This is a genomic window from Achromobacter sp. HNDS-1 (genome assembly GCF_040084795.1).
In the GTDB taxonomy this organism is placed as follows: Bacteria; Pseudomonadota; Gammaproteobacteria; order Burkholderiales; family Burkholderiaceae_B; genus Achromobacter; species Achromobacter ruhlandii.
Genome location: NZ_CP157584.1, coordinates 1423565 through 1438565, shown reverse-complemented (window position 1 = coordinate 1438565; position 15001 = coordinate 1423565). Strand labels below are relative to the sequence as shown.

The window sequence follows — 15001 nt, the reverse complement described above, 5'->3', positions numbered from 1 at the left end:
CGCGCATCGCCGGCGTTTCAGCCCGGCATGGCGATGCCGACCGTGACGTCGCGCAGGACCAGCAGGGAGCCTTCGGAATAGATGTTGCGGATCAGCATCGGGGTGCCGCGGATGGCGGACAGTTTCTTGCGCACGCGGTAGAGCAGGGCATTGACCCGATGCTGGTCGTAGATGACTTCGGGATAGCCCAGCAACTGCGACATGCGCTTGTGGCTGACCGGGAATTTCGGGCTTTGGATCAGCGAGGCCAGCACGATGGACTCCTTGGCCGTCAGCGCGACCTGGTCGCCCTCGGTGGAACGCAGCTCGCGCGAAGCCACGTCCAGCGTCCAGCGCGGCTTGTCGGCCTGCGCCTGCGCGCCGGTGAGCAGGCGGCGTTCCAGCGCGGTCAGCGTGACGGCCAGCACGGGCAACTGCACCGGCTTGATCAGGTAGTGGTCGGCGCCATCGCTCATGCCCTGCAGCTGCGCGTGCATGCGCACGCTGCCGGTCAGGACGATGATGCCCATGGCGGGCAGGGCGCGGCGCAGCGCGGCGATGTGCCCGAGCATGTCGCCATCGGGCAGCGAAGCGCCGGTGACCAGGATCTCCGGCGGACTGCGCCGGATGTGGTCGAGCGCTTCGCGTTGGCCCGCGCATGTCCGCACCGCGTGACCGAGTTCGGCGATGTGCCGCGATACCGTGTCCGCCCAATCGGGCGGATCTTCAACGACTAGGATGCGCATACCCATGCCTGGCGTTGCCGGTCGCGTCCCGCCAAGGGGCCGCGACCCGGTTCGTCCAGCAATCCCCTTCGAAATCCAGACCTCCGAGATTCTAGGGGCGGCCGCTGGCGCGATGCGCGCCTGAAGTATTGGTGTTGGTCTGATATTGGCGCGATCCGTGCGCCGGGCCCTCGACAGCGTCGGCCGCACTGCGGGAACTCATGCCCTGCGGCTGCGCATGCCCGCCACCACCTTCACGCCGGCGGCGGCGCTCAGTTTCCGGTAGGCCGGCGTTTCCACGCCGTAGGCGGCGATGCGGGCATCGGCGTCATGATGGATGCCCCAGCCGAATTGCTTGACCAGCGGCGAGGCGCGCAGGCAGGCCTGCGGGCGGGCGAAGAACGCTTCGCGAGCCTGCGCCCGGTCGCGCGGCGCGATGCCGTGCCGCAGGGCGTGGACCTCGAACAGCAGATCGTCGCTGGTGTAGTGGTAGGGCCGTTGCGTCAGCAGCGCGTGCTGCAGTTGCGCGATGGAGCCAGCCTTGGGCGGCACGGTTCCCGCCGTGGCCGTGCTGTCGGGCGAGGCGGTGATGAACGTCTGCGTGTAGTTCGTCGTCATGGCGGGTTCCCGTGTGCGAGCCGGCCCGTGTCTCGCGACGGCTCGGGGCGCGTCCGGTCTGTAATGGACCAGTGTACGCGCCCCGGCGGGCAGTAGTCGCTAATCCGCGTCAGGCTGCCGCGTCGGCAGCGGCTCGCCGGCGCCGGTGCGCTCCACGATCAGCCGGTAGTGGTGCGGGCTGCGGTGCTTGGCGAAATTGAACACGTGCTCGCGGAAGGTCTGGCCCATGGCCAGGTCGATATGGGCCGTGATGACCTCGTCTTCCTCGTAGGTCGAACGCGCCACGATCTCGCCGGAAGGTGCCACGATCATCGAGCTGCCGATCATGTGGTGTCCGTCTTCCGAGCCGCATTTGCCGGCCGCGCCGATCCAGACGGCGTTCTGGTAGGCGCTGGCCTGCAGCACGATCTCGTGCGTGCTGGTGCGCCAGTGCGCCGGCTCGTTCCAGTGGATGTTGAGCGAGGGCGTGTTGTAGCCCAGCACGATCAGTTCGGCGCTCTGCAGCGACATCACGCGATAGGTCTCCGGCCAGCGACGATCGTTGCACAGGCACATGCCGACGTGGGTGCCTTCCATGTCCCACACGCCAAAACCCAGGTCGCCCACTTCGAAGAATTTTTTCTCCAGGTGCTGGAAGGGCGCGTCGACCTTGTGGTCGTCGTGGCCGGGCAGGTGGATCTTGCGGTACTTGCCGATGACGCGCGCGGTCCGGTCGACCAGCACGGCCGTATTGAAGCGGCGGCCGTCCGGCGTGATCTCGGCATAACCCAGATAGAAGCCGATGCCAAGGTCGCGCGCGGTGTCGTACAGCGGCTGGACGTCGGCGTTGGGCATGCTGCGCTCGAAGAAGCGCTCGACCGCCTCGGCTTCGCTCATCCAGTAGCGCGGGAAGAACGTGGTCAGCGCCAGTTCGGGAAAGACCACGAATTCGCTGCCGCGCGAGGCCGCCTCGCGCATCATGGCGACCAGCCGCTTGACCACGGCGGCCCGGTCGTCGGCCAGGTGCACCGGGCCCATCTGCGCGACCGCCAGGCCAAGCTTGCGGCGGGTGGAAGTTTTGCTCACAGGAAAGCTCCTCGTAGGGGGATCGAGGCCTCGCGTGCGGGCCTCTTGGAATCAAACCGCCTAGATTGCCCGCTGGCGGGCGATAGGGGAACCCAGGGACGATGCCTGTGGTGGCGCCTGCGCCGGATCTACATTGTTTCCCTAAGAGTCTGTTTTGAATGGAGATTTTTTCCCATGAGGCAGCCATGCGGGTTGCAGGCCATAACGATGGCGCATGAGTGATGCGCAAAGATTGATAGGCGCGGCGGCCTTCATGGACGCCGGCGCGTCGATACACCGTCCTGGAATCATGGGAACCGATAACGCAAGCCTGCCGACACTCCATTGCTGGCCACGCCGCCATGGCCGAATCGCACATTGCCGTTGACGAACCACGACATTGCGTCGCCCACGTGTGTGCCGGCGCCCAAGCCGACCCAACCCGCATGGCGGGGTAGCCCGATGCCTTCGACCCTGAAGCTGGCATCGGGGGCGCCAGCGAAGGCCGCCGTGAAGTCCAGCCGTGTCGGGTTGCCGTAGCGATAGGCCCCGTAGGCGCTGAAGGTGGTGAGTCCGCCGGCCCAGGCCAGGGGCGCGGCATGCAAGCGCAGGCCGAGCAGGGCGGCTGTCTGGTGATAGGAACGCCTGCTGGCCCGGAGAGCGAAGGGCTGTTCGCCTTCGTCGATCGGGCCGCGCCGCAGACGGTCATGTGACAGGCCCGCGAACGGCGCGATGCGGCCGCCGTCTTTGGCGAACACATGGCCGGCTTCGGCGTACAGCGAGGTCAGGCCATCGCCGCGGCCACTTTCCAGATGATCGGCGTTGCCGACCAGGACCTCGCGCCTGATGTCGGCGTGGATCCATTCATGACCAGCGCGCGCCGCCAGATAGGGCCCGTCGGCGGCGCCGATGCGTCCGTACAGCGACAGCCCCGTGCTCTGGCTCCTGGCGCGGCCGCCATGGCTGTCGAAGGCGGCCTTGGCGTCGGACCACGCCAGCGCCACCCCCAGTATCGCGTTGTCCGCGACGGCGTGGTCGAAGCCGGCCTGACCGCCGTACTGGCGTGTGTCGGCGCTGGCATAGCCGGACTGGCGCAACCGGCCGGTGCCGCCGGTCATGTGGACCCAGCCGCCGCTTGGCGTGCCCGCCGGCGACAAGCCGTCGATGCGGTCGGACAGGGCGCGATTGACGGTCTCGGATTGCTGGAATGCCAGCGCCTGCGACGAGGCGTGGATCTGCCCGCTGACGCTGTCGAGCGCGGCGGCCAGCGCCGGCGCGCTGCCGACGGCTTGCAGCCTGGCCGCGCCCGCGACGAACGCGTCGCTGACATTGGCGCCGGCGCCGAGCACTTTCGCGTCGGCGGCCTGGAAGGCGGTCTCGACCGCCCGCGCGGCGTCCAGCCGGGCGGTCTGGCCGGCGTACAGGCCGCGCGCCACGGCCGCCACGTTGCCGCGCGTGACGTTCAGGTCGACCCGGGTCGCCGAGTAGTCGGGGCTGACCGTGTACAGCAGGCCCGCGTCCGTCTCGACCGTGCCGAAGCGGCCGACCACCTGGCCGGCCTTGAGCACGGGTTCGCGCGACATCACCACGTAGGCATCGTCGGGCTTGGTGACCACCAGCGTGGAATCGCCCAGCGCGGCGGTGCCGTCGACGGTCACGGCCGTGCCGAGCTGCGCCATCATGCGGGCCTCGGGCCGCGTGGCCGTGTAGTCGCCGCCGATGTGCAGGCCGTTGCCGTTGGCCAGCAGTGTGCCGCTGTTGGCCACGGAACGCCCCGCCACGCCGCCGTCGGCGATCAGCGCGCCATCGGCATGGATCGCGATGTCGCTTGCCACGCTGCCGTACAGCTCCACCGTGCCGCTGGTGATTGTCGTGGCGCCGGCATAGTCGTTCCTGCCCCATAGCACCAGCGCCCCGGTGCCCCGCTTGTCGAGGCCGGCATCGCCACCGATGTCGTTGAAGAACGCCGAGCGCATCCCATCGAAGTCCGCCACGAAATCCCCGCCCAGCGTCAGGCGCGTGTCGAACAGGGCGGGGCCGCGCACCGCGCGATCCCTGTTCAAGCGGCCCCAGCCGAATCGGCTCCGGTCGCCCATGTCGTCAGCCGTCGACAGCAGGGTCTGGCGCAGGGCGCTGTTGTCCATCCAGGGATAGGCCTGTGATACCAATGCCGCCGCGGCGGTCACCACGGGAGCGGTGAACGATGTCCCCCTAAGCGTGTCATCGTCCGGCGATCGCGCGCTGAGGCACCAGTTCGCGGCGATGCCGCAAGCGTTGGACCAGCGAGCGAGATCGCCGTTGGCCAGTAGTTGGGTCACGGTCAGCCAGCCACGTTCCAGCGCGGGCTCCAGTGAGGGGGCGCCGGCGAGTAGATAGGGATCGGACCTGGCTTCGTTGCCGTTGGCCCAGATCAGCAGTTGGCCGTTGTCGTTCACCGCTTCGCGCAGGAGCGGGAAGAAGCCCTGGACGGTCGAGGAATCGGGCTGGGTTTCATCGCCGTCGGGCAAGGCGTAATCGGGGCCAGGGGCGAAGGACCAGGAATTGTTGACGATCTTGACCCCCCGCGCGTCCAAGGCCGACAGCAGCTTGCGCAGGGTCTGGTTCGAGAATTCGGTGGCCTGGTTTGCCTGATACAGGTTGATGCCCGTGGCCGCGCCCTTGGCAAAGGGGTCGTCGGCCACGATCCGGCCGCCGATGATGCGGCTGACGATGGCGCCATGGGTGGCGATATCGCCGTCCTCGTTGGTGGCTTCGGCGTCTTCGGGGGCGATCACCTCGCGCAGCACGTCCCGGATCGCCAGCTTGTGGTGGTCCGTGGTCGGATCGGCTTCGAAGCCATTGTCGATCACTCCGATGTTCACGCCGGCGCCATCGAAGGCCGCCGCGACGGGCGGGGTCGGCGCGGGCGAGGTCGGTCGCCAGCCGGGAACGCCCGTGTCGCCGACGGGCTCGATGGCGGCGCCGGGATCGGCGGGCGGCGCGGGATCGGCGGGCGGCGAGGGATCGGCGGGCGGCGCGGGATCGGCGGGTGGCGAGGGATCGGCGGGCGGCGAGGGATCGGCGGGCGGCGCGGGATCGGCGGGTGGCGCGGGATCGGCGGGCGGTGCGGGATCGGCGGGCGGCGCGGGATCGGCGGGCGGTGCGGGATCGGCGGGTGGCGCGGGATCGGCAGGCGACGCGGAATCGGCGGGCGGCGCGGGATCGGCAGGCGGCGCGGAATCGGCAGGCGGCGCGGAATCGGCGGGCGGCGCGGGATCGGCAGGTTGCGTGGAATCGGCCGGCTGCGGAGGATCGGCCGGCTGCGGAGGATCGGCCGGCTGCGGAGGATCGGCCGGCTGCGAGGGCTCGGCGGGCAGCACAAGATCGGCAGGCGGCTCTGGATCGGCTGGCCGCGCAGTATCGGAAGGCGGCGCGGGATACCCAGGCCGCGCACTATCGGCAGGCGCAGTGGAATCGGCCGGCACAACAGGGTCCGCAGGCTCGACCGGAACCACGGCTGGTCCGCTGCCCCCCAGGCCAGCCCCGGCATCGGGAAGCGCCATGCCGCCCCGGTCGTCCTTGCCGCCGGCCCCACCGCTGTTCCCCAGGGCCGGCAGGACTGCCCCTGCATTGCCGCCGCCGCCGCTTCCTCCGGCGCACGCGGCCAGGATGGCCAGCGTCAGGATCGGCAGGGCGCGTCCGAAAGCGATCGGCACGGATCGGCGTTGGCGCACGAGGCAATCTCCATATTGGTGGGGGCTTCCGGCCCCGAGGACAGCGCGCCGGCGCGAGATGAGGGGCGGCCATGCCCGGTTTGATCGATGCCGAATGTTGGGTGTCGTGCATTAACCGGGCATTAGCGGATGCCTGGCGGGCGGCGTGCGGGCATGTTGTCGGACCGCCGGACAGCCGAGCGCCAACCGTGACGGGCAGATGGCTGATTACTGAAATTTATGAGGGGTTTCAGCCGTTGCTTGAACCAGCAGGGGGAACAGTCGGAAAAATCGTTCGTTCCTAGGGTTATCCCTAGTTTTCGTGCGGTCCTACCATGTGAGGTCGAGTTGCGCGGGTTGTCTGAAATGAAGGACGCCAACCTGCAACTGGTGTACGCCGGCCGCGCCCGCAACAGCTATCTGGCGGCGTCCACCGAGCGCGAGCGCGAAGCCATCCGCCAGCAGTTCGACGCGGCGGTGCGGGCCATGGATATCCAGCGCGACGCCGAGGCCTTCCTCGCCGCCGCCCGTGCGTTGCCCCTGATGCGGAAGGATCCCCGCGCCGTCGAGATCGAGAAGAACGTGATCGCGTCCTCCGAACTCCTCGATGAGCTCATGGCCAAGCTGGCCCGCAATAAGGAGACCGCCACGGCGCAATCGGTGCGGGAAGGCACGGAACTGTATGCGCGCATCCGCGGCATCATGGTCGCGCTGTCGATCGCGGGCGTGGCGCTTGGCGTGCTGTTGGGTTGGTTGATGACGCGTGGCATCGTCGGCCCGCTGGGCCAGGCGGTGCGCGCCGCGCGCCAGGTAGCCGCCGGTGATCTCACGAACGACATTCGCATCACGACCCGCGACGAGACCGGCGACCTGATGGGCGCCCTCAAGGGCATGAACGACGGCCTGGCGCGTATCGTGCGCGATGTGCGTGATGGCTGCGAAGGCATCGCCGCGGCGTCTTCCGAAATCGCGCAGGGCAACGCCGACCTGTCGCAACGCACCGAGGCGCAGGCCGCCTCGCTGGAGCAGACCGCGGCCTCCATGGAGCAGCTCACCAGCACGGTGCAGCAAAACGCCAACCACGCCCGCGAGGCGGAACTGCTGGTCACCCGCGCCTCCAGCGTGGCCACGCGCGGCGGCGAAGAAGTCGATGGGGGAGTGCGGACCATGGACGCCATCGCTGACAGTTCGCGCCGCATCGCCGACATCACCAATGTCATAGACAGCATCGCTTTCCAGACCAACATCCTGGCGCTGAATGCCGCCGTCGAGGCGGCGCGCGCCGGCGAGCAAGGGCGCGGTTTCGCCGTGGTGGCCGGCGAGGTGCGTACGTTGGCGCAACGTTCCGCGGTCGCGGCCAAGGAGATCAACGCGCTGATCAACGAATCCGTCAGCCGCGTCGAGGACGGCTCGCGCCAGGCCGACTCGGCCGGCCGCACCATGCGCGAGCAGGCCGGCCGGCTGGCCCAGCAGGTGCGGCGCTTCAAGCTCGGCACGCAGGCGGTGCTGGAGCCGGTGGCTGCGTGCCTGACGCTGGCGGGCTCGCCTATGATGCCGCAGGCGGCGCCGCGCGGCACACTGCCTGCGCATCCTCATAAGGCCGATCCGGATCCGGCTTGTCGCTAGGCTGGAAATCCAGGAAACACTTGCCGCCGTCCTTCAACGCAACCTGCAGCGGCGCCGCATAGGCGTCGTCCAGGAAGATCTGGCCGTGCCGGCCGACCAGCGTGACCAGGTTGCCGCGACCGTCCATCACCGCCAGGCGTTCGGCCAGAGGCTGCCGGTCGGCCTCCGATACCGCCGACAACAGATAACGCTGCACCTGCCGCAGGTTGAAGTCCACCACCTGAACCGCGCCGCGCGCCGGCTTCACCGACTGGACGCCGTTGGGCAGGTTGGCGTTGCGCGGGAGGCTGGCGGTGTTGATCTCGACCGAACTTTCGCTATAGGCCGGCAGCCCCGGGATCACGGCGTGGCCCCATGCATCGGTCCACGCCGGACCCGCTGGGGTCTGGATCTGCACCCCAGCCAGATCGCCGACCTTGGCGATGCCGAACGTGTCGCCGACTTCGTATGGCGAGAACGCGACCGCGCCGCCGCCCGCCACCACTGACCCCTGGACGCCCCAGTTCGTCGACAGACTGCCCTGTGCATCCCGGTTGGCCGACAGGTTGACGCGGGCATAGCGCGGCAGCGCGTCGATGGCGATGGACGAGTTCACGGCGCGGCCCGGATTGGCCATGCTCGAACTCAGGTTGTAGCTGAGCTGCGGATTGACGGTTTCCGAATAGCTGGCGCCGACCGCGCTGCTATCGCCCGCCTTGCTGACATAGACGCCGGCGCTGGCGCTGCCCAGCGGAAAACTGAGCGTCAGAAAGTACTGGTTGTCCGAGCGCGCCCGGGTGTCGGCGCTGAGGTCCTTCGCCGCCGACAGCGTCACCGATGTGCGCCCGAAGCTGCGGTTCCATGACAACGTGGCGCGTTGGCGGGTGGCATCCAGCCCGCTCAGCCGGCTCGCGGCATAGGTGGCGGACAGCGCGCCCAGCGTGGGCTGGAACCAGGAGACGCCAGCGGTGTAGGTCTGGCTCGCGCGGGCCCCGGCGCGCGGGTCCTCCACGCGTTGCAGCACTTGCGCCAGGTCTCGGTACCCCTCGGTCTGCCAGGTCGCCGAGAAATTGGTGGACAGTCTATCCAGGGGGGACACCGACAGGGTCGATGTGATCTGCTGGCCCTGGAGCTTTTGTCCGGTCGCCGTCGCGCTGGAGGCGCGGATGCCGATCGAGCCATTGATGGCTTCACTGGGCGAAGCGGTGAGGGTGGCGGCCAGGGCGCGGTAGGAGGGGGACACCAATGCGCCGGCATTCAGGCTGGCGCGGCGCCCGAGCGTCCAGCCGTTGCTGGCGGTGGCGACCAGGGGCGTTTCGCTATCGCTGTTGCGGTAGGCCTGGTAGCGGCCAATGGCGACCGAAAGCCCCTGTGCCGTGGCGTTGCGCACCGCGCCGAACGATGCCGCCGGCACGATGAATTGCTGTCGCTCGCCGCTGGTGGAAATCACCTGCACGTCCAGATCGGAATTGCCACTGATGATGGGCACGTCGCTGATGGTGTAGGCGCCGGCCGGCACCTGCGTCATCAGGATCAGTGTGCCCATCTGCCGCACTTCGATCCGGCTCGGGCCGCTGGCGATGCCGTTGAAGCCGACGCCCGACGCCTGCGTCTGTCGCAACGCATATTCGGGAAACAGCTGCGCGCCGCGCAGCGTGCCGACCGCGAACAGCGAGCCGGCGGGCGAGATCTGGCCAGCCTGGAAGGTGGCGCGCAGGCTCGGCACGGCGTGCTGCGCATACGTGTCGCCCTGGGTGAACGTGGCGCGGCCGCCCTGCGAGTAATAGTCCTGTCGGCTGCGCAGGATCCAGTCGGCGACGTTCAGGCCCGTTTCGCTATAGGCGCGCAGGTACTGGTAACCGGAATCGCCGCCGCCGCTGCGCGAGCCGCTCAGGTTGTAATTGATCAACGCGGCGGTGCCGCCTGAGACATACTGGCCCTGGACTGCCTCTTCGGCGGGGGCGCGGGCCGACAGCGGCGTGACGATGTCGACCTGCGACTGGTTCGGCAACTGGGTGATGTCGGTTTCGGGATAGGCCTTGCGATAATCCTGGCAGCTTTCCTCGGACGTGCCGTCCGGCACCTTCAGGCCGACGCGTCGCAGCAGCTCGGGCGTGAAGCACAGTGTGCCTTCTTCATTGAAGCGCACGTCCATCGTGCCCTGATCGATGCCGTTGACTCTCAGGCGCACGCGGCTGGTGCCAGGCAGGAAACGCGCCGTTTTGCTGAAGTAGGCGGCCGCTTCGGGGGAAATGCCCAAGCGTTGCAGGGTCTGGGGATCGAATTGCTGCGCGAACGCGGCGGCCGGGAGCGCCATGCAGATACAGGCGGCCAGGCCCGCCGCCGCGTTCTTGAGCCGATTCATCTTGAAGGTGTCGATTTGCAGGCGTTCGACAACGGGATGCCATAGCTGCCCGCGGCATAGCCGTAGACCGTGGCGGGCCAGATCGTCACGGTGCCGCTGGCGGCCGCGTGCTTGCCGGCCAGCGGCAGCTCGAAGCGCTCTCCAGGCAGCAGGTAGGTCTTGGGCAGAGGCAGGTTGACGTTGGCGCTTTCCAGCCGCGCCTGCTGCGCCAGCCGTACCACATAGCCGCTGTCATTGCACAGGCGCAACTTGTCGCCATCCACGCTGCTGGTCAGGCGCGTCCACGGGTCCTTCAGTTTTTCCAGCGCGCGCGGCTGGATGATCATCGGGATATTCTGGCGAAAGGTGGTCTGCACCTGGTTGTCGGCGCCCCGCGCGAACGGGATGCCTTCGAACGCCACGCGCTTGAGGCGTTGCGTGGCCAGCGGGCCCTTCTTGGTCAGCATGAAGCGCACCAGTTGCGATTGGCCCGCTTCCAGTCGCGCCATGGGCGGGGTGGCCACCACCAATTCCTCGGTATCCTCGGCGGTATTCTCGATGGTGGTGTAAAGCAATACCGGCGCGGCGTCGGTGTTCTGCACGGTCATGGTGCCCTCGCCGGTGGCTTCATCGACGATGAGCACCGAGCTTTCCGGCACGACGCCGGCGGCGCCGGCGGGGCTGGCCAGCAGGGCGCAGGCCAGGGGAACGCAAGTCAGGAAGGATTTCATATCAGCAATCAAAAGACGTGTTGACGCCGGCCGGTCGCGGCCTGCGGGAAAGGGCCATCGGAAGAGGGCCTACGGGAAAACGGCCGACAGGCTTATCGAGCCGTCGAGCTGGACCTCGCGGCCCAGGTACAACGTGGATGTCGGCGCGATGGCCGTTTCGATCCGCACGCCTGCCGTCAGGGTGCGGCCGCTGGCCGGGCGGCGTTGCGCGCCGCTCGCCCAGGCGATCAGGTCGGCGGCGCTGATGACCGTGTCGGACTCCAGCTCGCGCCACGTCGCGCCGCCATCGGACGAGACGATCAGGCGCGCCGGCGCGCCGTCGATGGTGGCGGCGTCGCGCCGCCAGCGCAGCGCGAACGCGCCCAGGGGCTTGCCGGATGCCAGGCCGATGCCGTGGCCGGTCTCGCCCGCCAGGCCGAGCCTGCCGCCCGCCGCGCTGCTGACCGAGCCGTCGACAGCGGATTGACGCAGCGCGAGTGCCGCCGGCTGCTCGCAGCTCACCGTGACGCTACGTTGCTGCGCGGGCAATGGCGCGGCTTCGGCGGCGCGCAACAGGCTGCGCTTGATCTTGCCATAGTCCACCGTTGCCCCGCCGCCCAATTGGATGCGGCAGCTATTGGCCTGCGGCGCGGGTGGCGCGGCAAGGCTCGCCGCGCTGAGCAGGGCGCCCAGCAGGGCGCTAAGGGAATGCAGGTAAGGCTTCATGATCAGCCGGAACTCCCGGCGCGAGGCGGCCGCGGCCGCTAGAGATAGACGAGCGTTATGACCGCGCCGCCAGTGAAGGGCACCTCGGTCGCCGCGCCCAGCTGGGCGCTACGATCCAGGGCCACCTGGATGCGCACGGTGCCCACGAATTCGCGGCCGAAGGCCGGCTCGCGCGGACCGGGCATGCTCCAGGTTTCAAGGCTGCCGTCGTCGTGGAAGAAATTGCCGACGGAGGGGTCCCAGGACTTGCCGCCGTCGCCGCTGTAGATCGACTGCGTGTCCTGCTGGTCCACCTTGAAGCCGGGCACCAGTTGCAGCGCCCAGGAGCCGATGCTGCGCCCCGAGTCATTGCGCAGCCCGTACTGGCGGCTGGGCGACCAGCTCTTGCCCCGCCCGCCGAAGAACACCATGTCCTCCTTGAACGCCACCAGGCCGGGATTGCTGTCGCTGATGGTCAGCGCGACCTTGGTCTGCGATTCGCACGAGATGCGCAGCTCCCGGTCGATGATCGGCAATTGCGTGTAGGTGTCCTTGTTCAGGTCCTTGAGCTTCACCTTGCCATAGTTGAAGGTGCCTTGCTCGGCAATCTGGAAGGTACACGCGCTGGGCTTGATCGAACCCTGCACGGCAACGTTCAGCGCAGTGCTCTGCGCCAGGGCGACCAGGGGCGTGGCCGCGGCGGCGCAGGCCAGGAGATATCGGAGTTTCATCGTGTTTTGGCCATCAGCCTGCCGGGGCGGCGAGCGTACCGGCAGGCGCGTGGATCACAGGTAGCTGAGCGTGATGGTGGTCTCGCCGCGGAACGTCAGATCGGTGTTGATCGTCAGTTCGGACTTCGGCTGGATGACGGCGCCGATCACGATGTCGCCGTTGAACAGCGAAGCCGAAACCGGAACGGTGGGCGTGGCGGGGTCCGCGAATGTCACGTACGTCGTGCCATCCGACTTCAGTTGCGCGGCGTTGGCGGCGGTGTCCGCGGCATTGGCCCATGCGGCCCGGTCGCTGCTGGTCACCACCAGCGCCTTGGCTTGCTTCCCATTAGCCGCCGCGGTGGTGTATTGGAAGTTGCGGAACTGGAACACGTAACGGCCGATGCGGGTGGTCGAGGTGGCCGCATCGACCAGGTCATAGATGTAGCCCTTCTTGGCTTCCGCCTGGATGCCGGTGGCCTTGTGCTCGAGGGCGGCGTCGGACGGCGTGGGCGCTTTGACCGTGCCGGCGACGGACAAGGCGACCGCGGCGTCGCCGCCATCGCACTTGATCGACAACGGTTGGACGATAGGCGCCAACGGCGTCTCCGCCTTGTCCTTCAGCGAAGCCGGATTGATCTTCTTCATATCGAAGGCGATCGCGCCGGACGTCGGGGTGCAGCTTCCCGGAGAGATGACGCCGCCGACGGCGACGTTCAGTGTCGACGGCGCGGAGGCCGCGGTCGGGGCGTTCTGCGCCGATGCCGCCGCGCCGCCGGCGCAAGCCAGCACCGCGAACAGGATCTTGCGGGTGTGGGAGTGTTTCATTGTGGCTCTCGGTATATCGAAGCGTGCGTCACGCCTGACGCGTGGATCAGAGGTAGTTCAGCGTGATGGTCGCGCCGCCTTCGAACTTGAGGTCGCCGGTCAGCTTCAGGTCCTTCTTGGCCAGGATGAGCGGGGCCAGCATCAGCTCGCCTTCGAAGGTGCTGGCCAGCACCGGCGTGGTATTGGCCTTGGGGTCGGCGAAGGACACGTAATTGCTGCCGTCTTTCTTGAGCTGCGCCGTGTTCCAGCCGTTCAGATTGGAAGTGTTGTTGCTCCACGAGTTCTTGTCGTCGCTCTTGATGATTTCGGCCTTGCTGGCGACGGCGCCGGTGCCGCCGCCGGTGTACACGAAGTTGCGGAACTGCATGGCGTAGACACCGACGCGGCTGTTGCCGTCGGCCGGGTTGACCAGGTCATACAGCGAGTCTTCGTAGGTCGACGTGCCGGCCGGGTGGTTCTCCATGTTGGCGCCGTATGCCTTGGAGGCCTTGGTGTAGCCGGTCACGTTCAGCGCGATCGCGGTGTCGGCGGTGCAGGTGATCTTGACCTTGTTGGTGATGCCGCTGAGCATCGAGACCTTGTCGTTGTTCAACGACTTCGGGTTGATGCTTTTCATGTCGAAGGTCAGGTCGCCGGAACTCGGCGTGCAACTGCCCGGGGCAATCGTGCCGGTGACGCTGATCTTGAAGCTGGGCGCGGCGGCGGGCGCGGTCTGGGCCAGGGCGCCGGTGCTGGCGGCGCAGGCCACGAGGGCGGCGAAAAGCTTGCTGGTGTGGTGTTTCATATCTGTCTGAAAGCCAAAATGGGGTACGGGTCGAAGGTCGTGTCCGCCTGCGCTGGCCGTGATATCCAGGCGCGTTCGTCACGGAATCTAAGGTAGCAACCCGATACCGCAGTGCACTATCAGACAGTTCTGGTAATCCCTTGAAACCGCGTCGCGAGGGGCTAATTTCCCGGGCGCGGCGCCTGCATGATGCGCGTCAGCCACGCCTCGCGCATCGCGGCAAAATGCTGCGGCGTGAATCCGGCCCAGTCCACCGGAATCAGCTTGGCCGCCGTGCCCGTGGACAACAGAGGAATGCGCGCGCGGGCCGCCTCGCCGATCCTGGCCTTGCGGTTAGACGGCGCGTAATACATCGCTTCCGAGAAAGCCTGTTGCGCCTGTGGCCCCAGCGAATAATTGATGAAGGCCTGGGCGGCCTGGGCATTGGGGCGGTCGGCGACACGCGCGATCAGGATCGGCACCGCGATCGTGCCTTCCGCGGGCACGGTGGATGCATAGCCCGGCTGTGAATCCAGCTGGCTCTGGCTGCGCGAGTTCCACCCAACGGCCAGCAGCATCTGGTTCTGCCCCACCAGCCAGTACTGGTTGGGCCGGGGGTTCCACGTCCCCACGTTGGGGCGGAGTTTTTCGAGATAGGCGAAGCCGGCATCGAAGTTGCCGCCGCCATCTGGCGCGCCAGCCAGGCGGTTGGCCAGCATCGTCATGGCGATCATGCTGCCGTTGACGGCCGGGCTGGTGGCGATGGCGACCTTGCCGGCATACTTCGGATCCCACAGTTCCCGCCAGCTCTTGGGCGGTTGGGTAAAGGCCGACTTGGCATACACCAGCGTCATCGAGTCGTACATGGCAGGCAGCGCCCAGAAGCCCAGCTCCCGGCCCAACGCGCCGAGGTCGGCGGCATTGGGCACCAGCTTTGGATCCATCGGTTCGATCAACTTCTCGCGCTGCGCCAGGCGCGCGTTCGGCGGGTCCAGGATCACCACGTCGATCTGCGGCGAAAGGCGCTGCGACCGCAGAACCGACAGGGCGTTGCGCGAATCGCGCACCGCGTAGTAGCTCACCTGGATGTTGGGATATTGCGCTTGGAACGGGCGAATGACGGTCCGCTGGTACTTATCGTCGAACGCGTCCACGCCGTAGGCCATGACGGTCAGCCGGACTGGCGTGCTGGCGCGGGCCGTGGCCAGCGGCAGGGAGGCGGCCGTTGCCGCCAGGGCAAGGCCGAGGAACGCGCGGCGGGGCAAATCACAAGACATA

General features: G+C 67.9%; 11 protein-coding genes and 1 pseudogene. 1 reads left to right on the top strand and 11 read right to left on the bottom strand.

Translation table 11 applies throughout. The features are described 5' to 3' along the window. Positions 1-17: 17 nt before the first annotated feature. From ABFG95_RS06425 to ABFG95_RS06410, 4 genes are all read right to left on the bottom strand, one after another. Positions 18-725 carry a response regulator transcription factor gene (locus ABFG95_RS06425; RefSeq protein ID WP_049072845.1) on the bottom strand — a complete coding sequence of 236 codons (708 nt, stop codon included), beginning with the start codon at positions 723-725 and terminating at the stop codon, positions 18-20. Between the two features lie 198 nt (positions 726-923). Continuing rightward, positions 924-1322, bottom strand: coding sequence for a DUF6157 family protein (locus tag ABFG95_RS06420; protein WP_049072846.1), 399 nt, complete (start codon positions 1320-1322; stop codon positions 924-926). A gap of 99 nt (positions 1323-1421) precedes the next feature. Beyond that, positions 1422-2387 carry an N-carbamoyl-D-amino-acid hydrolase gene (locus ABFG95_RS06415; protein ID WP_348995610.1) on the bottom strand — a complete coding sequence of 322 codons (966 nt, stop codon included), beginning with the start codon at positions 2385-2387 and terminating at the stop codon, positions 1422-1424. A 287-nt stretch (positions 2388-2674) separates the two neighbouring features. After that, complete coding sequence (locus tag ABFG95_RS06410; RefSeq protein ID WP_348995609.1) at positions 2675-5725, bottom strand: autotransporter domain-containing protein; 3051 nt, start codon at positions 5723-5725, stop codon at positions 2675-2677. 672 nt (positions 5726-6397) lie between these two features. On the opposite strand from ABFG95_RS06410, the pseudogene ABFG95_RS06405 reads away from it, so the two are divergent. After that, positions 6398-7549: pseudogene (locus ABFG95_RS06405) on the top strand (methyl-accepting chemotaxis protein); the annotation flags it as partial. Between the two features lie 55 nt (positions 7550-7604). On the opposite strand, the gene ABFG95_RS06400 reads toward ABFG95_RS06405, so the two are convergent. The 7 genes from ABFG95_RS06400 to ABFG95_RS06370 all read right to left on the bottom strand — a co-directional run bounded on the left by ABFG95_RS06400 (position 7605) and on the right by ABFG95_RS06370 (position 15000). Further along, positions 7605-10028, bottom strand: a complete 2424-nt coding sequence (locus ABFG95_RS06400; protein ID WP_336724564.1) for a fimbria/pilus outer membrane usher protein — start codon at positions 10026-10028, stop codon at positions 7605-7607. Further along, entirely contained in the window at positions 10025-10738 is a 714-nt protein-coding gene (locus ABFG95_RS06395; protein ID WP_049072849.1) for a fimbria/pilus chaperone family protein, read from the bottom strand. The genes ABFG95_RS06400 and ABFG95_RS06395 overlap by 4 nt, the downstream gene beginning before the upstream one ends. A 69-nt stretch (positions 10739-10807) precedes the next feature. Further along, on the bottom strand, positions 10808-11443 hold the full coding sequence (locus tag ABFG95_RS06390) for a DUF1120 domain-containing protein (RefSeq protein WP_175146094.1): 636 nt from the start codon (positions 11441-11443) through the stop codon (positions 10808-10810). A gap of 38 nt (positions 11444-11481) precedes the next feature. Then, positions 11482-12153 (bottom strand): DUF1120 domain-containing protein, encoded by a 672-nt coding sequence (locus ABFG95_RS06385; protein ID WP_278992196.1) that lies wholly within the window; start codon positions 12151-12153, stop codon positions 11482-11484. Between the two features lie 54 nt (positions 12154-12207). Then, positions 12208-12960 (bottom strand): hypothetical protein, encoded by a 753-nt coding sequence (locus tag ABFG95_RS06380; RefSeq protein WP_175146096.1) that lies wholly within the window; start codon positions 12958-12960, stop codon positions 12208-12210. A 46-nt stretch (positions 12961-13006) separates the two neighbouring features. After that, on the bottom strand, positions 13007-13744 hold the full coding sequence (locus ABFG95_RS06375) for a hypothetical protein (protein WP_175146097.1): 738 nt from the start codon (positions 13742-13744) through the stop codon (positions 13007-13009). 161 nt (positions 13745-13905) lie between these two features. Continuing rightward, the gene (locus ABFG95_RS06370) at positions 13906-15000 is read right to left on the bottom strand and encodes an extracellular solute-binding protein (protein WP_169536106.1); all 1095 of its coding nucleotides are present in this window, start codon (positions 14998-15000) and stop codon (positions 13906-13908) included. Between the last annotated feature and the right edge of the window lies 1 nt (position 15001).